Consider the following 22,395-nt stretch of genomic DNA (forward strand, 5'->3'; position numbering starts at 1 on the left):
TATAAATATTTTGAGGAGGGGTTTATTTGAAGATAAAAACTCACAAGCTTGTTCAATGTGCAGTGCTTGCTGCATTATGTTTCATCACGTTCACTTATTTGCAAATCAAGGTTCCTGTTCCGGGTGGAGATTTCACATCAATCCATTTTGGTAACGTGTTCTTGGTTTTGGCGGCGCTTTTACTTGGCGGGCTTTACGGTGGACTTGCTGGTGCTATCGGAATGACTATCGCAGACATTATGGATCCTGTGTATATTTTGGTTGCTCCGAAGACTTTCGTGTTGAAATTATGTATTGGTTTGATTGTGGGAGCAATCGCTCACAAATCTAAGAAAATCAACGAATCAAACGACAACAAATACATTTTGAAGTGGGCTGTTATCGCTTCATGTGCAGGAATGTTGTTCAATGTGTTCGCTGATCCATTTGTAGGTTATTTTTATAAATTATATGTCTTGGGTCAACCACAACAAATAGCATCTGCGTTGGCGAAAATCAGCGCCGGTGTAACTTTCTTCAATGCTGTTGTGACTGTTATAGTTGCAAATATTTTGTACATGGCAGTACGTCCAGTGTTGAAACGCTCACATTTATTGGATTAAAATATGCGTCAGAGTAAAATCTGACGCATATTTTTGTTGACAGTTTAAATAAAAGATATTACAATCAAGTTAGAAAGTAGGAAATTCTAACTTGAGAGGTGATAATATGTTAGTTGAACTTAAAGCAAAGTCGCAAGTGACAATTCCAAAAGATATTGTGAATTCTCTTGATTTGAACCAAGGTGACCAATTCGAAGTTATGGAAGAAGATGGAAAGATTATTTTCGTTCCTGTAGCTGTATATCCAGAACGTGTGATTGAAAATTTAAAAAAATCCGTCAAAGAACTAAAAGTTTCGATTGAAAATGGCGACCAACCTGTTTTTGACAATATTGATTCTCTTTTTGAAGAGTTGGACAAGTAATGAGCTACAAAATAACTTACACGAAATCATTTAAAAAACACTACAAAAAATTATCTGATATCGAAAAAAAGCAAACCAAGAAAAAACTTTCATTTTTTCTTGATAATCCAACACACCCATCCTTAAGAACGAAGAAAATTCAAGGTAGTAATGGCTTGTGGGAATCTTCCGTGAACATGGATATTCGAATTATTTGGTATTACGAAGACAATGAGATGATTATTTTGTTGGATATTGGTCATCACGATATTTTATTTGATTTTTGATTAAATTAAAAAATGCGTCAGATTTTACTCTGACGCATGTTTTTATTGACAGTTTAAATATAAGAATGTGATCTATTATCTCAAATTTTCAAGAGCTTTTTTCAATTCTTCGATACTTACGTATCCTTCGATTGTTTTGTCGTCTGCGATTTTTCTTCCTTCTTCAATCGCAAGTTTTGTCTCATCGTTTACAGAATCGATTTTTAAATCGAATGGGATTCCATTTTCCCTTATTGATGTTCTCAAAAACATATTTATTGCCGTTGTCATATTAAGCCCCAACTCTTGAAAAATATTTTCTGCTTTTTCTTTAATTTCTTTATCAGTTCTAATATTTAAATTAACAGTTGACATAATAGACCTCCTTATAAATATATTCTAATCCATTTACGATAAAACATCAACATTTATTCGTGTAATTTCATTACGTTGTCATTACCCTATCGCTATAAACACGATTGCTAGTATCAATGCTAATAGTCCTATAAGGATGCATTTTCTACAAGTAGATATTCTTTTCAATATCATTTCTTGTTCTTTTTTGGTAAATTTTCTGTTGTTTTTTCTCATCAAAATCCTATCCAACGCTACTGGTTGGCGGTTATTTTGTGAGATAGTTTGCCACACTTTTTCTGAGTTGACGTTTTTTCTAATCTTGGCGATTGCCAATATTTTCGATATTGAATAAATTCCATAAATAAGTGCTATCGCAAATATTCCTAAAAACACATAGCCTACTATTTTCATTCTATCATCTCCTTTATGATTAGTATAAATGAGATTTCGATTTTACTCAACTAACTCGCATAGCTCTGAATGAATTCAAAATAGCAAGCACTGTAACTCCGACGTCTGCGAAGATTGCAGCCCACATGTTTGTAAGTCCAAGTGCCGATAATATTAGCACAATTATTTTCACACCGATTGCAAAATACGCATTTTGTTTTGCGATTTTGAGTGTTTTCTTGGAGATTTTGATTGCTTGGGCGATTTTCGTTAGCTCGTCTGTCATGATTACGACATCACTCGCTTCGATTGCCGCATCGCTTCCGATTTGTCCCATGGAAATTCCGACATCACTGAGTGCAAGCACTGGCGCATCGTTGATTCCGTCGCCTACGAATGCCACTTTTCTTCCTTTTTCTATCAATTTCTTTACAATTTCAACCTTATCTTGTGGAAGTAGCTTGGATTTGTATTCGTCAATTTTGAGATTTTCTGCTACTGACTTTGCGACAGAATCATTATCACCAGTTAGCATGTAAGTTTTTTTGATGCCGACATTTTTCATATCAACAATTGCTTGTGCGCTGTCTTGTTTGATTTCGTCGGCGATTCTGATATATCCCGCAAATTTTCCATCAATTGCAACGTAGACAACAGTGTCTGTAGTGTCAATCGGTTCAAATTCAACATCTTTTAAAAGCTTAGCATTTCCTGCTAGGATTTGTTTGCCATTTATCACGGCATTTATTCCTTGTCCTGCGATGTTTTCTGCAGAGTCCAAGTTCAAATATTCTTTGTCCCCATAATAATCAATAATCGATTGTGCGATTGGATGGTTGGATGATTTTTCAGCGCTCGCAACGTATTGGAGCATTTCTTCATCTGAAAATCCAACTGATTTTGCTTCTACAACTTTGAACACGCCTTGTGTCAATGTTCCAGTTTTATCCATCACAACAGTATCTGTTTCTGCGAGCTTTTCGATGTAGTTACTTCCCTTAACCAAAATCCCTGCCTTGCTGCTCGCACCGATTCCTGAGAAAAAGCTCAACGGAATACTGATTACAAGTGCGCAAGGACACGAAATTACAAGGAATGTCAACGAACGATACAACCATGTTTGGAAAGGTTGTTTCAATATCAAAGGCATCAATATCGCAAGTGCTGCTGCGACCAATACTACAACAGGAGTGTAGACTCTTGCAAATTTCGTGATGAATTTTTCTTGTTTACTTTTTTGGCTGGATGCATTTTCAACCAAATCCAAAATCTTCGTCACTGCAGAATTTTCAAAATCCTTCGTAACTTTCGCATTCAAAACCTTGTCCATCACGATGTATCCCGACAATAGTTCCTCGCCTTTTGCGACAGTAATTGGAACACTTTCTCCAGTCAACGCCTTCGTGTCAACCATAGAGCTTCCATCTACTACCACGCAGTCCAACGGAACTTTCTCGCCCGGTTTGACTACGATAATATCTCCCACATTCACATCGTAAGGATCCACCTTATCGTAACCATCTTCTGTTTTCAAATTCGCAAAAGTCGGTGCAATGTCCATCAATTCCTTGATAGAATCACGAGATTTCCCAACGGCCTTGTCTTGGAAAATCTCCCCGATTTGATAAAAAAGCATAACAGCAACACCTTCGGCGTATTCTCCAACGAAAAACGCACCCAAAGTTGCAATCATCATCAAGAAATGTTCGTCAAATAACTGACCGTTTTTCAAATTCAAAAACGCTAACTTTATTACTGGAATTCCCACAATCAGATAACTAACAGCGAAAGCCGCAAGTCTTGCGTGAGGTTCTTTGATAAAAAATCCGATTGCAAAAAATACCGCCGAAGCTATCGTTAATTTTATTTCCTTATTCATTATTTTACTTCAACGTAAGGCTCAATTGATTTGATAATGTCTTTTGCTTGCGCCAAAACAGTATCAAACTTGTCATCTTCTACATCCAACACCATTTTTGTAGTGATAAAATTCACAGTAACAGAATTTACTCCGTCCAATTCCTTGATTTTCTCTTCCATTTTTGCTGCACAATTTGCACATCCCAAATTTTCTAATGTGTATCTTCTTTTCATAACTTTCTCCTTTTTATTTTTTTATTTTTCTAAATTATTTCTCGTTATTCTTGCACGTGTACTATCGCAATGTCGAAGATTTCTTTCACATGATCATCCGAAATCGAATAATACACAACTTTTCCTTGACGTCTAGTCTTCACAATGTTGCTTTGCTTCAACACCCTCAATTGGTGACTGATAGCAGACTGACTCATATTCATCACAGCTGCAATGTCGCACACGCACAACTCTCCGCTTTCCAACGCCATCAAAATCTTCACCCTTGTTTGATCTCCAAAAATTTTGAACATATCGGACAAATCTGCGATCAATTCGTCATCTGGAAGCTCATTGATAGTTTTTTTTACATTATCCTCGTGAATTAGCGTTACTTCACATTTCTCATCGTTGAATTTATCTATATCTATCACATCCTTTATATGAACATATGAATACTTGTTCATTTGTTAATTTGATAATATCATTTTATTTTTAGTTTGTCAATAAAAAAAAGAGATTTTACAAAAAAATCTCTCCTATATTTAAATCTTCAATTGTTCCGTCGTTGTATTTTACTTTCAAGCTAAAATCATCATTGATATTCATTGCAGTAGCTGGAATATAATCTCCGTTTTTGTGTACTTTGATTTCATTACCGATGAATGTGGCTTTGTTTCGATATTTTTCAACCAAACTATCCCTATCCTCGCTCCAAAATTCTAGGAAATTCTGCATTATTTTTATGACCAATTCTTCTCTTTTATCTGAGTCGTTTTTTTCTGTGATAAATCCAGCCGTATTTTTGATGTCTTCTGGAAAATCCGTTTGGTAGACGTTAATTCCGACACCAACCACGATATCAAGGCAGACATTTTTCTCAACTTTACATTCTGTGAGTATTCCGCAGATTTTCTTTTTCTCAAGCAGAATATCATTGACCCATTTAATCGACGTATTCACGCCGAAAATTTCGTCAATTGCATAGCTTACAGCAATTCCCATAATTGGTGTGATGAATTGCGATTGTTGGAATGTCATTTCTTCATTCAATAAATACGAGAAATACAACCCATTTTCTGGCGAGAAAAACTTTCTTCCATATCTTCCCTTACCTTTCGATTGAAAAAATGCAATCATCAACGTATCGTCTTGCTTTTCATTCAGAATTTCGTCGTTAGTCGAAGTAACTTCCCTTTTGAAAATCACCTTATTTATTCCAGTTTGTCTCTTAATTTTTTCCGTATCCATTAACCTTCATCCCATCTATCCCATTTTTTACGTTCTTTTTTATTCATTTCCTTGTCATCATCTTCTAGTCTTTGTTTCAAAACAGCGATAATTTCATCCTTCTTGTCGGGAATTACAGATGTCACAGCCACTGCCTTAGTCTTGTGAGTTCCATTGTAGACGCATCTTATGTTCAAATTTTCCACAAGCATTATCTCCTCAATGATTTGCTGTCTGATGGATACCCTTTTGAAATCGTGATTTCTCACGTTTTCTACAAGCTTTGCATTCTTGAACAAAACCAAATTCACAACCACAATTTCAAACGGGTTCACCTTGTTCAAAAACTCTGCAGTCTTCATTATATGTTCACGTGAATGTGCTTTTCCGCCAAGACCAAGCATAATGTAGACAGAATATTTTATTCCCAAATTATCGAGCCTATGAAGAGCCGTCAATTGTTCTTGTGATGTGACACCTTTTTTATGATAAGAAAGCACCCAATCAGACCCCGACTCAATTCCCACACAAATACGATCAATCCCCAGATTATTAAGCTCCAACAATTCTTCATCAGTTTTTCTGAGAATATCATCACTTCTGGAAAAACACGACACGTATTTCATATTTGGAAAATTCTTTCTGATTTCTTTCAAAATCTCCGTCAAATAATCATTATTCAAACACAAGGCATTGCCCTCCAAAAGCGTGAACTTTTTCGGAGTAAACCTCTTGTCCTCGTAAAAAATTTTCCTATCTTGTATATATTTTTTCACATCTTCAATGTCGAAAACCTTGAACCTTTTTCCAACATTCAAATCACAGTAGATGCATTTTCCATAAGAACAACCCACCGTTACGGGAATCATCTCGTTATGCATTTCAGGCATCGGAGTGTACATATATCTATCGTAAAATCCGTCAATCATTTAATCACCTTTGTTTGATATTTTACAAGTATTATAACACAAGATGTGTTTGCAATATGAATTTGTGTGTATCTAATTTTACCAAATAAAAAACCGGACACTAAGTGCCCGGCAAATTTTCAACTAATACTCCAAGTTAGGCATATCTGATTTGGAATCGTCCATTTCCAGATAATCCTCAGCTTTATATCCTAACACTGAAGCCACCAAAGAACTTGGGAATTGTTTAACTTTTCTGTTATAAATAGTAACAGTGTCATTAAATACCATTCTTGATGTTCTTACTGTGTTTTCGTATTTATTTATACTTTGCATTGTTTCCTTGTAAGTTTCTGAAGCCTTTAAATCAGGATAGTTTTCTGCTAATGCATTAATTCTTCCAGACAGATTTCTTAGGATTTCTTCATTATTTTCAATTCCTTTTACATCGTTTGATGATTGTCTCTTAGATATAACTTCCATCAAAGTTTTATATTCGTATTCAGAATAACTTTTTGTCGCCTTTGCAAGTTCTGTCAAAGCGTCAAATCTTGATTGTTGGCTTACTTTGATTTGTGAAAAAGCATTAGCGATATTTTCCTTAGCCATTACAAGACTTCTTTGAGTTGCAATAAAATATACAGCAATTATAACGACTAATGCAATCAATATTCCTACTACAGGTATTCCCATAATTTCCTCCTTAAAATTTATCTTCCGCCGCCGCCAGATCCGCCGCCTGAGAATCCGCCACCGCCGCCAATTGATGCTCCACCACCATATCCAGCACTTGATTGTGAGTTTGCAATTGCACTACTGTAAGTGTTATTTGAAAAGTGGTTTAGATACCAATAACTTGTGTAAATATCTCTATCGAAACTTCCGAACGTGTAATCTGGATAAAACTTTTTGAACTGTCTCAAAGTCTCTTCGCCTTTTCCAAACAACGTCGCTCCTATTAAAACCTCATCCCATAACGCTACTTCTATAGGTTCACGCTCATTAATCAGAGTAAAATCTTTTAAAAATCTCTCAAAAGCAGGAATTAACGCTGCCTCTTGAAGCCCTTTTTGAGTGTATGAATATTTTCTGAACATACCGCGTGAATTCTCAATATATTCATTATCTAATAAAAACTTCTTTCCATCTTTTTCAATAGATTTAATAATTCTCTCTAAGAAATCATCGTCATCCTTCAGAAAATCCTTATATTCTTTTTCAGTCAGAGTCACATCATCTCCTGATGCTTCTTGTAAACTTGAAAATAACAATTGTTCGTAATCGCTATTGAACTCAGGTTCTTTGAGAATCTCTATATTATATTTTTCGATATCTCTGCGTAATATGGCTGACTTTTCATGTGAAGTTGTAAAATCAATATTGCCATCTCTTAACCACACCAAAAGCGTTGTGGACAATATATTTTGAACCATATTTTCTTTTCCATTATATGCAAAAAAATTTGCCATTAAATTCTTTTCAAAAGGAATCTCCCTGTGATATTGTGGGTTTTTTCTGTCAACTTTGCCGACATTTTTGATATTCTTGTTCCTATTTGGATTAACTATCGCAAATATTCCTAAAGATGCACCAATTACGCCCATTACAGCAGTAAATACACCAAAAATTTTATCAATAGTGCTTGTAGGCGTTCCACCTTTATCGTAAACTCCACCGTTCTTGTAATCATCATACGAATAATCAGACCCTTCAAAAGCCTTATTAACCATAGTATCAATGCTCTTGTTCGAAGTATGATTTGGGCTAATAATTCCCTTATTCAAGGATAACATAATGTTCATATAGTTAGATGAATCAAATTTTTTTGCTTTGGCAACAATCTTGCCATTTTCTAAATTGACATTGCCATCATAACCAAATCCCCACACCCTAGCATTATCCTTGTTTAGTTTTCCATCAAATAGGCTAATCTGTAAAGTAACCTTATCAGGCGTAGGATCCATCTGATCATTTACAAATCTTATATTAAAGCCATCATAATCATTAAAATATGTCACAGCATTTTTAAATTTATAACGAATCGTATAAGTCTTATCCTTAAACTCAGTCTTACCAAAGCATAATTCAATACCATCTGACGTCTGATTTATCCCGTATTTTCTAGCTTTCTTGCTGAAATTAGAATCCACATCCCACGGATCCATACGTTCATACGGCCCCTTTTCATCAGAAACCGTAAAATCCTCTATCTGCATATGATTTAGATTCTGCATAGGAATAAAAAATTCCGTACCAGAATCTGGATTAGCCTTCCACACCTGCGTAATAGAAATGGAGCCATCCTTTTCTATAACAGCATTAGTATCGATAGATTCTATAGAATCAGCAAGAGAAACTTTAGAAGTCACAAGCATTATAAGAAACGCAATTATTAAAATTCCCCTTAACCTTAATCTCTTCATCTAACACCTCCACTTATTATTATATTATTACCCAAATATTCAAAAGTTGTATAAAATAATATGTAAAATTTATTTAATAATCAATAAATCATATCACAAGCAACATTCCACACGAAAAAAAGGACTCATCAAAGAGTCCTCATTATATCAATCTATTTTACTTCTTCAGCACTTTCCCATAAACCATGGATATTGCAATAACTTAATGCAAATACTTTACCTGGTTTGCTAGATTTTACATAAGCGTCAACGTGTGGTTTAGTGAACACTTCGCCTTCGCCGTGAGCACTTGCTTGGTAAGAAGCTACTTCTACTGGGAATTTTTCTCCTTCTGGTTGGAAGAATACTTTAATCCATGCAATGTGGTGTTCGAATGTGTTTGGGTGTTCGATTTCTTCACCTACGATTGCGCATACTTTAAATCCGTCGTCTTTTTTATCAATATGAATAACTGGAACGTGTTTTTCAGCTTTCCAATCTCCAGATTGAACTGTTTCTGTTAATTTAGCCATTAATATTACCCCCTATAAAATTTCTTACAGATTATTTATACCCCAATATTTTTTTATTAATCAAGGAGCTTTGGCATTTATAAAGTGATATTAATTGTATTTGTATAAAACTTATGATTTAGAATATCTTTTAACTCCGAAGCAAAAATAAAGTATATGGAATAACCACACACAAGCTAATATTATACAAGGTATGTATAGTTTTTTGCGAAACATTGTGAAAAATCCAATCGCCATTAGTATAGTTACCGTTAGCATAATACGTATTTTAACTTTCAAAGTCATTCCTTCCCCATTCGCAAATGTTTCCAAGTTATTTTTGTAGAGTTTAGTTCTTTTGAACCATCTATCTAATTTTTCAGAACTTTTACTAAAACAAATTGCAGATAACATTAAAAAAGGAACTGTCGGTAACATCGGCAATATCGCTCCTATTGCCCCTAATCCCAAGCTAATTAAACCTAAAATTATAAAAATTGTCTTTTTAAATTTCATATTCACCTCTACTTCTTTCTTTTTTTGCTTAAAATTATATGATGAATAGTCATAATTGGATGATAAAAAATCATTCGTGGCCCAGAAAACCTCATAACTTCGCAGATTTTTTTACGCATATCCGGTTTATAACAATGAACATTACAATTAGAGCAAAATGTCTTTGTTTCCATAAATGGACAAGAATTTATCTTTTTAATAGCATAATTTTTTAATTCTTCATAATCACTCAAGTCCTCTTTTGATTTCTGGTTCTTCTTACAATATAAGTCAATCATATTGCTTATCATTTTTATTTCTTTTTTTCTTTTTTTGTCTATATCCATTTTGATTAACTCACTCTACCATTTTCTACTGAATATACTTTATCCACAATTCTCATTGTAGACAGACGATGAGAGACCAATACTACCGTTTTACCATCTTGTTGTTGATAAAGAGATTTTAAAATGACAGCTTCATTAAGGCTATCTAAATTTGATGTAGGTTCATCTAGTAACATAAAAGGTGCGTCGTGCAAAAACGCCCTAGCAAGTCCCAACCTTTGACGTTCTCCTCCTGAAAGTGTATCTCCTAATTCTCCAACCGATGTATTATATCCTTTAGGTAACGTCATAATAAAATCGTGAATAGACGCCTTTTTACAAGCATTTTCTATCTCTTCATCGGTTGCATCTAATTTTGCTATTTTTAAATTATTTTTTATACTATCGTGGAATAAGTGGGTCTCTTGAGTTACAAAACTTTCCATATTTCTGAGATTTTTTGTGTTAATCTCAGAGATTTTTTTGTCAGAAATCTTTAGTTCTCCCTCTTGAACGTCCCAAAATCGCATAAATAATTTTAATATAGTTGATTTCCCGCTACCACTTCTTCCTACAATCCCTATAATTTTATTTTTAGGTATATCCATTGAAAAGTTCTTTAATATTTTTTCATTTTCGTATGCAAAGCTAACGTTATTCGCATAAGCTCCTTGAAATTTTATTTCTGATTTTCCTTGAATATCTTTTACAAGAGGTTCCTCCTCTAAAATATCTAAAACTCTATTTCCTGCTGCCAACGTGTTTTGTAATGTGCTTCCCAAATTTGCCAATGATATAACCGGTCCAAAAGAACTCATCAACGCGATTAACGGCAATAATACTCCCGAAAAATTTACAACTCCTTTTTCATACAATAAAATTGCACAAATTAAAATGGAAATATCAAATAAAATGATTACTCCATTTGTAACTGCTGCATTAATTCCCATATTTTTCTTCATATTTTTTTCTATGTCAGATAGCAATTGTGATTTTTTATCTATTTGATTTAAACGATTTTCACCATCTCCATACTGAATAGTTTCATCTAAACCTCTCATGCTATCCAATACAAAGCTCGACAATTCTCCAGATTTATTACGAAAATTAACTGCATTTTCACCACCTAATCTGTTCATTAGTATTGGTAAAATAATCCCCACAGTTATATAGGCAATTGCAGAAATAAATCCATATATTGGATGAAAACTTCCTATAAACAACACCATAACTACCGAAAATAAAACTGCTATTGCAATAGGAGATATAGTATGTGCGTAGAAAACTTCCAAAAGTTCTACATCAGAAGTAATTAAAGAAATTAAATTCCCCCTGTCTTTTCCCTCTAATTTTGCGGGACATAGCTTTCTCAAAGCAAAAAATATTTTACTTCGTATCAAAGCCAATAATTTAAAAGCAATGTAGTGATTAAAAGATTGCTCTGCATATCTTAAAAATCCTCTTATCAACGCAAATACCACCAACATAACAAAAGCAGTCATATAAGTTAATTTCACAGATTGTCCTAGCACATCTAATAGGGCAACTCCTCCTAACACCGTGATAAATGTCGCACATAAGTTTCCCAATAATCCCATTATAATTGCCAAAATCATATATCCAGTCAGCGGTCTCACCAATCCTATTAATTTTTTCATAACAATAAATCCATTACGTTGTTTCATGGTTCTCCTCCTTGTTATAACATTCTAATTCTTGCTGAGTTTCCCACAAACTAGCATAAACACAACCCTTATCTAACAATAATTCATGACTGCCACTTTCTATTACACGACCTTTATCCATGACGTAAATAACATCTGAATTTTTGACATTGACAAGCCTGTGAGAAATCATAATTACAGTCTTATACTTTGCTAAATTATGAATTTCATTCATAATAGCCTCTTCGCTCTCTAAATCGATATTTGATGTAGCTTCGTCAAATATATACACCGGAGTATTATGAAGTAAAGCTCTCGCTAATGCCAATCTTTGACATTGACCTCCTGATAAATTTCCTCCTTTTTCGCTAACCAATGTATCCAAACCATTCTCATTTTGAAGAAAATCAAATAATTTAGCTCTTTTTAAAACGCTTGAAAGTTCATCATCTGTGGAATTTGGCTTTGCTATTAAAAGATTTTCCCTTACAGTACCTTTAAATAAATAGCTATTATGTCCAATATACGTTATATTTTCCATAATACTTTTTTCAGTAATTTTAGAAAGTTCGATTCCAGATATTTTTATAGATCCATAATAATTTTTGTTTTTTTTCATTAAAATCGCTGCAGTTGTCGATTTCCCACAACCTGACTCGCCTACAATAGCTGTGAATTTTCCGTGTTCCAACTTCATATTTACTCTATGTAATACTTCCTTATCTTCCTCATAAGAAAAATTAACATCTCTGATTTCAATATCTCCCATTTTAAATTCATACTCGCCATCTTCAGATTCAGTAATATCTAAGAGTTTAAAAATTTTGCCACTTGCTGCCATTCCATTCATTGCAATATGAAAAAACGAACCTAAAAGTCTCATAGGCAAGAAAAATTCTGCTGATAATAAAATAATAAGTATACAACCCGACAAATCAATATTTCCAGTCTTAAAATTATACACAGCTAGGATAGAACCAATAGCAGCTCCACCATAAGCAATTACATCCATTATCGTTATGGAATTTAGTTGCATAGCCAATACTTTCATAGTAATTTTACGAAATTTTTCCGACTCTTCATTCATCTTTTCGTGCTTAAATTCATCTGACTGATAAATTTTCAGAGTAGTCAATCCTTGTAAATTTTCTAAAAAAGTATCGCCTAAAGCAGTATATTGTCCCCAATATTTTGATAATAACTTCTTAGCCCAAGTCATTACTACTGCTATAGAAATTGGAATAAGCGGAACACAAAGTAACAATATTATCGCAGAAGAAAAATTTATCGGAGCCAAAACACAAAAAAGAGTTACAGGTGCTAACATAGAATAAAAAAATTGTGGCAAATACGAACCAAAATAAGTTTCTAACTGATCAACTCCCTCTACCGCTACCTGAACTATCTCAGAAGTATTAACATCATCACGATAAGAACTTCCCAATGAAAGTAACTTCCTATAAATCTTTTTTCTAAAAGTAATCTTAACCTCTTTTGAAGATAAATAACTCATTCTCGATGATAGAAAATAACAAATCATTCTAGTTAACAAACAAAATAGAACCACTACTAAAAGATAAATAATATCTTTTTTATCTAAAGTTTTATCGTAAAGTTTACCTAAAACTTTCGTAATTGCAAACATCATTACAATATTTGCTACCAATGATATCCATTGACTCAAAACATTTAATGTAACGTATTTTTTGCTTTTCTCGACTATTTTAATAAGTCTTTTATCAATCATCATATAAATTTCTCCTCACTATATAATTTAAATTTACATTTAAAATAAAATTTCATTTAAACTAATAAATTTATTCACGATTACAAATAATATTAAAAACCATTATCACTAACACTATCAAATATAGCATTAAATACCACTTTTTTCAAGTCAAAAGGTCCTTCTACTATTATATTTTTAACTTCTTGTACAATGGTTAGTTTATATCCAAATATCAAAAAAGCAGTAGTAATAAATCCAGTAAATGTACTTATTCTTTCATAAATTAATGCTAAGTCCATAAATAACAGGAATATTCCATACATAAATACAAACGATAAAAATATTGACAGTAGTATGTTTGATTTGAATATTTGAATTCCTCCAAATCCGTTTTTTCCTATAATTGAAACTATTTCGCCCTTTTCTATTTGCAAATTCTCAACGTCAAGCACTGTCTTAGCGTTGAATGATTTTTTAATATTATTAAATTGTATATACATTAGATGCTCCTATGTAAAATGGCACCGATACCGATGCCATTCTTATTATTTGTCGTATTTTTCGATGTCGTCGATTACTTTACCGATGTATTCGATGGTGTCTTTGAGTGGTTTATCTGTTGTGATGTCTACTCCTGCAGCTTTTGCGATTCCGACAGAATCTTCTGTGGAGCCTAATGCCAATGCTTTAAGCCATCTGTCCGCTGCTGGTTTTCCTTCTTCTACAATCATTTTGGATACTTGTGTTCCGATTGTAAGTCCTGCGGAGTAAGTGTATGGATACAATCCCATGTAGTAGTGAGGTTGTCTCATCCATGTCAATTCTGATCCTTCGTTGATTTCAACGTCTTCTCCCCAGAATTTTTGAAGTGTTTCTTTGAAAATTCTTGACAAATCATCTGCTGTGAATCCTTCTTTTTTATCGATATGAATAACTGGAACGTGTTTTTCAGCTTTCCAATCTCCAGATTGAACTGTTTCTGTGTATTTATACCCCAATTACACTAAACTAATCATTAATTACATCTGGGTTTAGTTCTTCAAGTCGGTTAATGTTTTTATTCAAAAGTATAGACACACAAATGATTAATAAAATTGTTCCACAAATTACAAATAACAGCCCAATTCCTCTGCCATTTCCAACTCCAATGATTTTCCCGATAAAAGTGTCAGATAATTTTCCGCCCTTTACTAAAAGTGGATTGAACACATTATCTGCCAAAAATCCCGCCAAAATAATCGCTATAGGTGTGATGATTTTCATCAAGCAATCCACCAGTGAACCCACTCTTCCAAGCATTTTAGTCTCTATTTTCAATTGCATCAGTGAACCGAAAGTTCCATTAGCATAAGGAGTAGGAATCATAAATAAGAAAAATCCCACAGCAATAACAATCCAGCTGTAATTTATTCCCATTACTATCAATCCAATTGAACAAATTATTAAGCTTAGGAAAATCGATCTTACTTTGTTTTTCTCACTTGGAATTGCGCCAGAAATTACTCCACCTAACACCATTGCAATTCCAGACACAGAATTCACAAGCCCGTAAATTTTTGTGTCATAATTACTCATTACCAACGGACCAACCAAAACCATAGCTATATTTGCCACAAAATTCAATATTGAAAACACGACTATTATTTGTATAAATCCTTGCTTTTGTTTTAACACTTCAAAAGCTATTTTCAAATCACTAACAATTGTCTTAGTGAAGTTAGATTCCTTAACTTCTTCGATTTCTTGCTCGATTTTTTGAGGTAAAATCGTCAAAATAGCGACGAAGAAAGTTACAAAATCAATTGCAAACAATCCCGTCAATCCTATAAATGGAAATAACGCACCTGCAATCAACGGTGCAAGCATATTTTGAATAGCCCTGATAAGTTGCATAAAACCATTCGCTCTTGGAATGTCCTTCTTCTCAACCAAAAGTGGAATCGTCGCATTGAATGCTGGATTTTGAAATGTACCCAAAGTTTGCGACAAGAAAGTCAATGGATACACCATCCACACTTTCATACTTCCCGTCGCAAGTAAAATCATAAGTATAACTTTAAGTACTGCATCAAGTGAATCGGTTAACACTATAATATGTTTTCGTTGTTTTCTGTCTGCCATTGATCCTGCAAATGGCGCAAATATAATACCCGGTAAAATTTGAACTAAAAATGTCATCGCAAAAGTCGTAGCGCTTTTCGTCATCATGAAAATCCACAATGATAATCCAAATGATGATATCCCCGACCCAAGCATCGACACAAATTGTCCAAACCAAACTACCATAAACTTTTTAAATTTTTCGTTCATTAGAATCCCCTATACTGTAATTTCGTTCTTGCTTTTTTCATAAAATGATAGGACACTGCATATAAAAGGATCAAATTCAGCACAATTTTCTTCATATCTGCTTGATTTCCCACAATTATTTTTCTGATTTCTTGTGTTATTGTGAGTTTGTAGCCAAATATCAAAAAAGCTGTCGTGATAAATCCTGTAAATGATGCTACACGTTCGTAAATAAATGTGAGTGCCATGAACAAGAAGAACACGCCATACATGAAAATTAAAGAGAATATTATAGCTACAATCAGATTTGGTTTGAATTGTATTATCCCATTCAATCCATTTCCCGATAAAAATATTACAATCGAAAATAAAATCACAGCTTTTACTAACCAAACGATGCTTCTTTTGAAATAAATCATCGTTATGCTTGTTCTGGATGCAATCATATTAATCATACCGTTGCTTTTGATTTCAAATTCTATGGATTTAACGAGTTCAAACAACACTGTCTGTAACAAATACCATATCAAAAAATACGTGAACGATTCATTGTTCCAATTGTCTGTCGATTTTAGCATAAATGAAACGCCTGCAAGCATGATAATATCCGATATTAGCTTTGAGAAAAATTCTATCTTATAGTTTTTGTTTTCGTCGATGTATTTTCGTAATTCTCCGTATTTATATCCCATACAAATTACCTCTTTTCATGCTTGTTTGAATGTTTTTGTCGTATGAAATTTTGACCAAAACGGACAATACAACAGCTTGTATCAAAAGCTGTATTATCAAATCATATCTCACATTATTCAGTTGTAATTGTGTGAAGATTTCACGAGCGTTGTTAAATGGGAATATCATTTTATTAATAAGTACAAGTGCTTTGTTGTTGACTTTTACTGTAATATCTCCGAAAAACAACATATATGTTTCAGCCAATGCCACAAAACTTCCAAGTCTTTTATATAATAATGTGAAGCTTGATAAGAAAGTGCCTAATTGATAAAGTATGAACACAGACACAACCATCACTAAAATTATTATAGGAATGTGGTTGAATTTCGAATAATCAAAGTCTACTGATACAAATATCAGTGTGAATATCACTATTACTTTTATCGTATTCATCAAACATTCCACTAAATTTCTGTACAAAACTACAGATAGTATCCCTGTTTTTGATTGGACAATTGATATCAGTGTTCTGTCTGTTATTTCGTTTTGTATCAAAAATGTTGGTGATTCAATCGCATAAGTCGCATAATACCACAATATCATCATCAAAAACACGATTTCTTTTTCTTTTACAAACAGCCCATCTATGATGAAAAGTGCCATCAAAAGCACTGCGATGTTTGCAAATATGACGTTGAATTTGTATTTTTTGATTTCTGAGAAATCTCTGTTAAATTCCAATAACAATTTACTAAACATTTGAAATCACCCTGAAGTACACATCTTCTGCATTTAAAGATTCTTTTCTCATACTTATGATGTCACAGTTTTTCAGTAGAAATTCCTTCTCATCTTCATCGTAAACCGACAATATAATTGAATTGTCGGTAAATTCGTATTTCGTTTTCTTCAAATTATCTAGTAGATTTCTGTTGGTGTTTTCTATTTCAATGATGTCTTTTTGTAAGTCTTTCGAATCAAACAACTCTTTTGATGGTTTATCCAATACGATTTTCCCTTCATTTATTAGTATTAATCTGGAGTTGATGTTTTTCATAAATGATAGATCGTGACTTGTGAAGATGACTGTCTTTTGGTCTTCAACTGCTATTTTGTGTAGAAAATTCAACAGAATATTCATGCTATTGATGTCCAATCCGTTGGTAGGTTCATCCAAGCAAATTATGTCGGGATTGGTTAGAAGTGTAACTATGAGTGAAAGTTTTTGACGATTTCCTTGGGATAATTCTGATACTTTTTTGTCTTTGAACTCTGTAAAATCTAGTTTTTCCATCAAATTATGCACTTCATCTTCATTGTAATTAACGTGGTTTAGTCCGAGAAAATACATGATGTTTTCAGTGGCTGTTAAATAATCGTAATATCCTCCACCACTTTCGAGCACAAGTTTGGTGTGTTCTCTGATTTTAGAGTTTTTGTTGGATATATTATCAACCATACATTCTCCTTGATCTTGGTACAATAATCCACACAAAATTTTAATTAGTGTGCTTTTACCGGATCCATTTTTTCCGATAATTGAAACTATTTCGCCCTTTTCTATTTGTAAATTCTCAACGTCAAGTACAGTATTTCCGTCGAACGATTTTTTAATATTATTAAATTGTATATACATTTGTTGCCTCTTATCTATGTAAAATGGCACCGATACCGATGCCAATTATATATTATTTGTCGTATTTTTCGATGTCATCGATTACTTTACCGATGTATTCGATGGTGTCTTTGAGTGGTTTATCTGTTGTGATGTCTACTCCTGCGGCTTTTGCGATTCCGACGGAATCTTGTGTGGAGCCTAGCGCCAATGCTTTAAGCCATCTGTCTGCTGCTGGTTTTCCTTCTTCGACAATCATTTTGGATACTTGTGTTCCGATTGTAAGTCCTGCGGAATAAGTGTATGGATACAATCCCATGTAGTAGTGAGGTTGTCTCATCCATGTTAATTCTGATCCTTCGTTGATTTCGACATCTTCTCCCCAGAATTTTTGTAGTGTTTCTTTGAAGATTCTTGACAAATCATCTGCTGTGAATCCTTCTTTCGCATCGATTAGCTTGTACACTTCTCTTTGGTAGTATCCTTCGATGAAGTGTGTGACGAAGTTGTGGAAGTAGGTTCTGGAGATTATTTGTCCAGACAAATATCTTCTTTCTTGGTCAGTTGTTGCTTTTTCCAACAAGTATCTGCTCATGATGAGTTCGTTTGTTGTGGATGGTGATTCCACGAAGTACATTGATGGGTCGTTGTCCAACACGTTTTGTGTTTTTTGTGAGATGTAGGATTGTCCTGCATGTCCCAATTCGTGTGACAATACGATGGCTTCTGTTAGTTTGCCAGTCCAAGATATCAACACATAAGGGTGTGCCAAGAATGGTGATGCGCAGAATGCTCCTGTTGATTTTCCGAATGTGTTTACGAAATCAATCCATTTTTCGTCAAATGCACGATCTAGCATTTTGGAATAGTCTTCACCTAGGATTGAAAGTCCGTCTTTGACCAAATTCCTTGCATCTTCTACTGAAATGTTTTTGGAGAATGAGTTTTCCACATCTAGCTTCAAGTCCATGAATGTAACTTTGTCCAAATTGTATTCTTTCTTGATGATTTGGGCGTATTTTCTCATGTGTTTAGGAAGTTCTTGCATGATTACATCTAGTTGTCTGTCGTACAATTCACGAGAAATGTTTTGTCTGTCTAATAAGAAATCTATCACTGAATCGTATCCTCTTAGTTCACTTTCTGCCTTTTCTGCTTGGCAATGTGACAGATAAATCATCGCTGTTGTGTTTTTGTATTTTGCAAGTTCGTTGTAGAACACTTCGTATGATTTTCTTCTCAAATCTGTGTCGGGGTCGTTGTCGTAAACTCCTTCGAACAAATTGTAAGTCATTTCGTATTTTTTGCCATTTACTTCGAAATCAGGGAATGTGATGTCGTGAATTTTAGTTGTGTTGTAGATTTCGTAGAATGAGCTGAATGTTTGTGAGAATTTGCTTATAGCATTTTCCACTTCTTTGGACAAGATGTGTTCTTTTTTCTTCAACAAATCGTCGATGTATCTTGTGTTATTGGTGTCGTTTTTCACTTCTTCAAGTGTTTGTTCGTCAACCTGTACGAGTTCTGTTTCAAAAAAGCTCATTTTGTTTTCGATGTCTGCGATTTTTGTGAATGTCCCCATGGCTCTTTTTTGGGATTTTTCGTTGTGGCCGTCTGCTTCCACATCAAGTGATGCGTAGTGTGCGATGCGGTCGATATTAGCCACGATATCTCTGTAATCGTCCATTGCGTTTTTGATTAAGTCTTGTGATTTGAGTTTGTTTTCGTAATTTTTCTTGAAATCATCTGCCATCAAATCAATTGTCTTCACTGCTTTTTCGAATTCTTCTTCTGTTTTATATAATGCAGACAAATCCCACATGTATTGTGGGTCTGCTTCTTCTCTTTTGCAATATTTTAGTATATCCATTAGATTGCCCAGTTTCCTTCCTTAAATACTTCTACTTCTTTGCCATCAGCTGTAGTTCCAACGATTCTCATATCTTCTGAACCAACCATGAAATCCACGTGAATCAATGAATCGTTGATTCCATTTTCCTTCAATTCGTCTTCATTCATGTCAACTCCGCCTTCTACACAAGTTGGATAAGCTTGGCCGAATGCAAGGTGACAAGATGCGTTTTCGTCGAACAATGTTTTGATGAATGTGACGTTTGATTTGGAAATTGGTGATTCGTAAGGAACAAGTGCAACTTCTCCCAAGTATTTTCCATTTTCGTCAGTATCGAACATATTCTTCAAAGTTTCCTTGCCAATTTCTGCATCGAAGTCCACAACTTTTCCATCTTTAAATTCAAATCTCATCTTGTCGATAGTGTTGCCACCGTAATTCAAAGGCTTAGTGCTGTACACAACGCCGTTTACCTTGTCTTTGTGAGGAGCTGTGAACACTTCTTCTGTTGGAATGTTTGGCACGAAATCATTTCCGTAATTATCTGTGGATTGTGCAGCTATCCACACGTGTCCTTTTGGAAGTTCGATTGTCAAATCAGTTCCCAATGAGTTTGTGTAGTGAAGCTTCACGAATTGGTGCTTGTTCATAAACTCTGCGTGTTTGTTCATTGTGTCCAAATGTTCATCCCACGCTTTGATTGGATCTTCTGTATCAGAACGAGTTGCCTTGAAGATTTGATCCCATAATTTTTCTACAGCTTCTTCTTCTGAAAGTTCTGGGAACACTCTCTTCGCCCATCCAACACTTGGAGCTGCTACAACACACCAGCTGTTGATGTCATTCATTGTGTATTTTTGAATTGGCTTCATCTTTTCAGCAGAAACCTTGGATCTCATTTGAACTCTGTCAGGGTCCACTCCCTTCAAATTTTCAGGATCTTGGCAAGATACAGATATTACCCCTGCCTTTTTCTCAAAATAGTATTTGGATTTTTCAACGATAAAATCTGGAAAGTCCTTCAAAGCTTCTTCTGATGCGTTTTCGTAGTACATTCTATTGATTGCATCGTCATTCCATTCCATAATAACTTCGCTGCAGCCTTTTTCATAAGCGTATTTTACCAAAAGTCTTGCAAAATCAGCTCTTTCAACTGCACAACGAATCACAAGTGGTCTATCGTTTGCATTGATTCCTTTTTCGATAATTAGTCTTGCGTAATTGTTTAGTTTTTTGTCAAAATTTTCCATATTATTCCTCCTCATATCACTAATAATATTATATGGTTTTCCCAATAATTTTTCAATTTTATAAAAATAAAATATTTGTAAAATACGTAAAAACACTGGATTTTGATTGACTTTACATACCCCATATACTAAAATCTAAATATAAATGAAAGGATGAATTTATGATTAAATACGCAATTTTTGATATGGATGGAACTTTGATTAACTCCATGTACAAATGGAACAGAGTTATTTTAGATTACATTGAAAATTTGGGAATAAAACCTGACGATGATTTTATAAGGACAATCAAAACCAAAACACTTTTGACATCCATAGACTACATTCACGAAACTTTTGACATCAAAAAAACCACAGATGACGGTTTGAACTTTATATATTACACAATTAGAAACGGATATATGAATGAATTTGATTTGAAACCGGGCGTTTTGGATATGCTAGAAAAACTAAAATCAATGGGAATTAAAATGTGTGTTGCAACAGCCACAGAAGACCAATTGGCAATTCCTGCTCTTGAAAAACAAGGAATCCTTGATTATTTTGAATTCGTGCAAACTTGTAAATCCGTAGGTTACCACAAATACGAAGACGAATATTGGAATAATGCTCTTGAAAAATTGGGCTCTAATGTGGATGACACGATTGTATTTGAAGATGCGTTGTACTGCATCGATACGGTCGACAAAATGGGATTTAAAATCGTGGGAATAACTGACGAATCCACTGTTAATGAATATGATATAATTGATGAAAAAGTGGACCAATACATCGAATCATACGATGATTTGGACTACGATTTGTTTAAATAGGAGATTGTATGAATAAAATAATTTATATGTTCATATTGTCCATGCTTCCTGTTTTGGAAATCAGAGGGTCAATGATTTACGCACTTGCAAATAACATCAATCCTGCATTAGCGTTCTTCTTGTCTGTGATTGGCAACATATTGCCGATACCATTTTTGATTTTGTTGACACAAAAAGTCCTACAATGGTTGGATACAATCGACACTTTCAAACCATTTGTGGATTGGATTAACAAAAAAGCACAAGAAAAAAGCAAGACAATCGACAAATACGGAAGACTGGGACTCTACATTTTGGTGGCGATTCCGCTTCCAGGAACAGGCGCTTGGACTGGAGCATTAGTGGCGTCATTCTTGGGATTGAGTCCTAAAAAAAGTATGCTTCCCATAACACTTGGAGTCATCACAGCAGGAACTATCGTGATGCTTTCAACAATGGGAGTGTTAAATGTAATTAAATAATTGGCAAACAAAAAAGACCTTCGCTGACCTGAACCCCAAAATCCGGAATACGGATGGAGGGGTTTTTGTATGCCAAAATATACAAAAGAATTTAAAATAAAATTAGTACTAGAATACTTATCAGGTGAATCAGGTGGAATCAAA

Annotated in this window: 27 protein-coding genes; 5 read left to right on the forward strand and 22 right to left on the reverse strand. The window is 34.1% G+C overall.

Annotated features, from left to right (window positions below; genetic code table 11):
• The first annotated feature begins 26 nt into the window (after window positions 1–26).
• The 3 genes from GKG00_RS08330 (at window position 27) to GKG00_RS08340 (ending at window position 1,232) form a co-directional block, all read left to right on the forward strand.
• Entirely contained in the window at window positions 27–602 is a 576-nt protein-coding gene (locus GKG00_RS08330) for an ECF transporter S component (protein ID WP_094225289.1), read from the forward strand.
• 106 nt (window positions 603–708) lie between these two features.
• A complete protein-coding gene (locus GKG00_RS08335; RefSeq protein ID WP_094203134.1) occupies window positions 709–966 on the forward strand; it encodes an AbrB/MazE/SpoVT family DNA-binding domain-containing protein in 258 nt (85 codons plus the stop codon).
• A complete protein-coding gene (locus GKG00_RS08340; protein ID WP_154255025.1) occupies window positions 966–1,232 on the forward strand; it encodes a type II toxin-antitoxin system mRNA interferase toxin, RelE/StbE family in 267 nt (88 codons plus the stop codon). Before GKG00_RS08335 ends, GKG00_RS08340 begins: the two co-directional genes overlap by 1 nt.
• A gap of 75 nt (window positions 1,233–1,307) precedes the next feature.
• Here GKG00_RS08340 and GKG00_RS08345 read toward each other — a convergent pair whose 3' ends face one another.
• From GKG00_RS08345 to GKG00_RS08450, 22 genes are all read right to left on the reverse strand, one after another.
• Window positions 1,308–1,586 carry a type II toxin-antitoxin system RelB/DinJ family antitoxin gene (locus GKG00_RS08345; RefSeq protein ID WP_102164665.1) on the reverse strand — a complete coding sequence of 93 codons (279 nt, stop codon included), beginning with the start codon at window positions 1,584–1,586 and terminating at the stop codon, window positions 1,308–1,310.
• Window positions 1,587–1,667: 81 nt separating this feature from the next.
• Window positions 1,668–1,979 carry a hypothetical protein gene (locus GKG00_RS08350; protein ID WP_060790944.1) on the reverse strand — a complete coding sequence of 104 codons (312 nt, stop codon included), beginning with the start codon at window positions 1,977–1,979 and terminating at the stop codon, window positions 1,668–1,670.
• A 46-nt stretch (window positions 1,980–2,025) separates the two neighbouring features.
• A complete protein-coding gene (locus GKG00_RS08355; protein WP_154255026.1) occupies window positions 2,026–3,837 on the reverse strand; it encodes a heavy metal translocating P-type ATPase in 1,812 nt (603 codons plus the stop codon).
• On the reverse strand, window positions 3,837–4,052 hold the full coding sequence (locus GKG00_RS08360) for a heavy-metal-associated domain-containing protein (protein WP_035112013.1): 216 nt from the start codon (window positions 4,050–4,052) through the stop codon (window positions 3,837–3,839). Before GKG00_RS08360 ends, GKG00_RS08355 begins: the two co-directional genes overlap by 1 nt.
• A gap of 44 nt (window positions 4,053–4,096) precedes the next feature.
• Window positions 4,097–4,498: a metalloregulator ArsR/SmtB family transcription factor gene (locus tag GKG00_RS08365; protein ID WP_154255027.1), complete on the reverse strand. Its 402-nt coding sequence runs from the start codon at window positions 4,496–4,498 to the stop codon at window positions 4,097–4,099.
• A gap of 55 nt (window positions 4,499–4,553) precedes the next feature.
• Entirely contained in the window at window positions 4,554–5,282 is a 729-nt protein-coding gene (locus tag GKG00_RS08370; RefSeq protein ID WP_154255028.1) for a biotin--[acetyl-CoA-carboxylase] ligase, read from the reverse strand.
• Window positions 5,282–6,190, reverse strand: a complete 909-nt coding sequence (locus GKG00_RS08375; RefSeq protein WP_154255029.1) for a radical SAM protein — start codon at window positions 6,188–6,190, stop codon at window positions 5,282–5,284. Before GKG00_RS08375 ends, GKG00_RS08370 begins: the two co-directional genes overlap by 1 nt.
• 123 nt (window positions 6,191–6,313) lie before the next feature.
• Window positions 6,314–6,862 carry a LemA family protein gene (locus GKG00_RS08380; protein WP_154255030.1) on the reverse strand — a complete coding sequence of 183 codons (549 nt, stop codon included), beginning with the start codon at window positions 6,860–6,862 and terminating at the stop codon, window positions 6,314–6,316.
• A gap of 17 nt (window positions 6,863–6,879) precedes the next feature.
• Complete coding sequence (locus tag GKG00_RS08385; RefSeq protein WP_154255031.1) at window positions 6,880–8,592, reverse strand: DUF2207 domain-containing protein; 1,713 nt, start codon at window positions 8,590–8,592, stop codon at window positions 6,880–6,882.
• A gap of 152 nt (window positions 8,593–8,744) precedes the next feature.
• Window positions 8,745–9,104 (reverse strand): desulfoferrodoxin family protein, encoded by a 360-nt coding sequence (locus GKG00_RS08390; protein WP_154255032.1) that lies wholly within the window; start codon window positions 9,102–9,104, stop codon window positions 8,745–8,747.
• A gap of 111 nt (window positions 9,105–9,215) precedes the next feature.
• On the reverse strand, window positions 9,216–9,599 hold the full coding sequence (locus tag GKG00_RS08395; protein ID WP_154255033.1) for a YbaN family protein: 384 nt from the start codon (window positions 9,597–9,599) through the stop codon (window positions 9,216–9,218).
• Window positions 9,600–9,607: 8 nt separating this feature from the next.
• Window positions 9,608–9,925, reverse strand: a complete 318-nt coding sequence (locus GKG00_RS08400) for a nitrous oxide-stimulated promoter family protein (protein WP_154255034.1) — start codon at window positions 9,923–9,925, stop codon at window positions 9,608–9,610.
• Window positions 9,926–9,930: 5 nt separating this feature from the next.
• A complete protein-coding gene (cydC, locus tag GKG00_RS08405) occupies window positions 9,931–11,589 on the reverse strand; it encodes a thiol reductant ABC exporter subunit CydC (protein ID WP_094224104.1) in 1,659 nt (552 codons plus the stop codon).
• Window positions 11,576–13,318: an ABC transporter ATP-binding protein/permease gene (locus GKG00_RS08410; RefSeq protein ID WP_172976501.1), complete on the reverse strand. Its 1,743-nt coding sequence runs from the start codon at window positions 13,316–13,318 to the stop codon at window positions 11,576–11,578. The genes cydC and GKG00_RS08410 overlap by 14 nt, the downstream gene beginning before the upstream one ends.
• A gap of 89 nt (window positions 13,319–13,407) precedes the next feature.
• Window positions 13,408–13,797, reverse strand: coding sequence for a hypothetical protein (locus GKG00_RS09010; protein WP_094205012.1), 390 nt, complete (start codon window positions 13,795–13,797; stop codon window positions 13,408–13,410).
• Between the two features lie 45 nt (window positions 13,798–13,842).
• On the reverse strand, window positions 13,843–14,295 hold the full coding sequence (locus tag GKG00_RS08420) for a M3 family metallopeptidase (RefSeq protein WP_227930593.1): 453 nt from the start codon (window positions 14,293–14,295) through the stop codon (window positions 13,843–13,845).
• 10 nt (window positions 14,296–14,305) lie between these two features.
• Complete coding sequence (locus GKG00_RS08425) at window positions 14,306–15,607, reverse strand: MFS transporter (protein ID WP_154255035.1); 1,302 nt, start codon at window positions 15,605–15,607, stop codon at window positions 14,306–14,308.
• Window positions 15,607–16,278, reverse strand: a complete 672-nt coding sequence (locus GKG00_RS08430) for an antibiotic ABC transporter permease (protein WP_154255036.1) — start codon at window positions 16,276–16,278, stop codon at window positions 15,607–15,609. The genes GKG00_RS08425 and GKG00_RS08430 overlap by 1 nt, the downstream gene beginning before the upstream one ends.
• On the reverse strand, window positions 16,268–17,020 hold the full coding sequence (locus GKG00_RS08435) for an antibiotic ABC transporter permease (RefSeq protein WP_154255037.1): 753 nt from the start codon (window positions 17,018–17,020) through the stop codon (window positions 16,268–16,270). Before GKG00_RS08435 ends, GKG00_RS08430 begins: the two co-directional genes overlap by 11 nt.
• Window positions 17,013–17,897 (reverse strand): ABC transporter ATP-binding protein, encoded by an 885-nt coding sequence (locus GKG00_RS08440; protein WP_154255038.1) that lies wholly within the window; start codon window positions 17,895–17,897, stop codon window positions 17,013–17,015. Before GKG00_RS08440 ends, GKG00_RS08435 begins: the two co-directional genes overlap by 8 nt.
• A 52-nt stretch (window positions 17,898–17,949) precedes the next feature.
• A complete protein-coding gene (pepF, locus tag GKG00_RS08445) occupies window positions 17,950–19,746 on the reverse strand; it encodes an oligoendopeptidase F (RefSeq protein ID WP_154255039.1) in 1,797 nt (598 codons plus the stop codon).
• Window positions 19,746–20,978, reverse strand: a complete 1,233-nt coding sequence (locus GKG00_RS08450) for an aminopeptidase (RefSeq protein ID WP_154255040.1) — start codon at window positions 20,976–20,978, stop codon at window positions 19,746–19,748. The genes pepF and GKG00_RS08450 overlap by 1 nt, the downstream gene beginning before the upstream one ends.
• 161 nt (window positions 20,979–21,139) lie before the next feature.
• On the opposite strand from GKG00_RS08450, the gene GKG00_RS08455 reads away from it, so the two are divergent.
• Both GKG00_RS08455 and GKG00_RS08460 read left to right on the forward strand, forming a co-directional pair.
• Window positions 21,140–21,790, forward strand: coding sequence for an HAD family phosphatase (locus tag GKG00_RS08455; protein ID WP_154255041.1), 651 nt, complete (start codon window positions 21,140–21,142; stop codon window positions 21,788–21,790).
• An 8-nt stretch (window positions 21,791–21,798) separates the two neighbouring features.
• Window positions 21,799–22,251, forward strand: coding sequence for a small multi-drug export protein (locus tag GKG00_RS08460; protein ID WP_002840630.1), 453 nt, complete (start codon window positions 21,799–21,801; stop codon window positions 22,249–22,251).
• Window positions 22,252–22,395: the final 144 nt, after the last annotated feature.

The organism is Finegoldia sp. BIOML-A1, assembly GCF_009678325.1.
Taxonomy (GTDB): domain Bacteria; phylum Bacillota; class Clostridia; order Tissierellales; family Peptoniphilaceae; genus Finegoldia; species Finegoldia magna.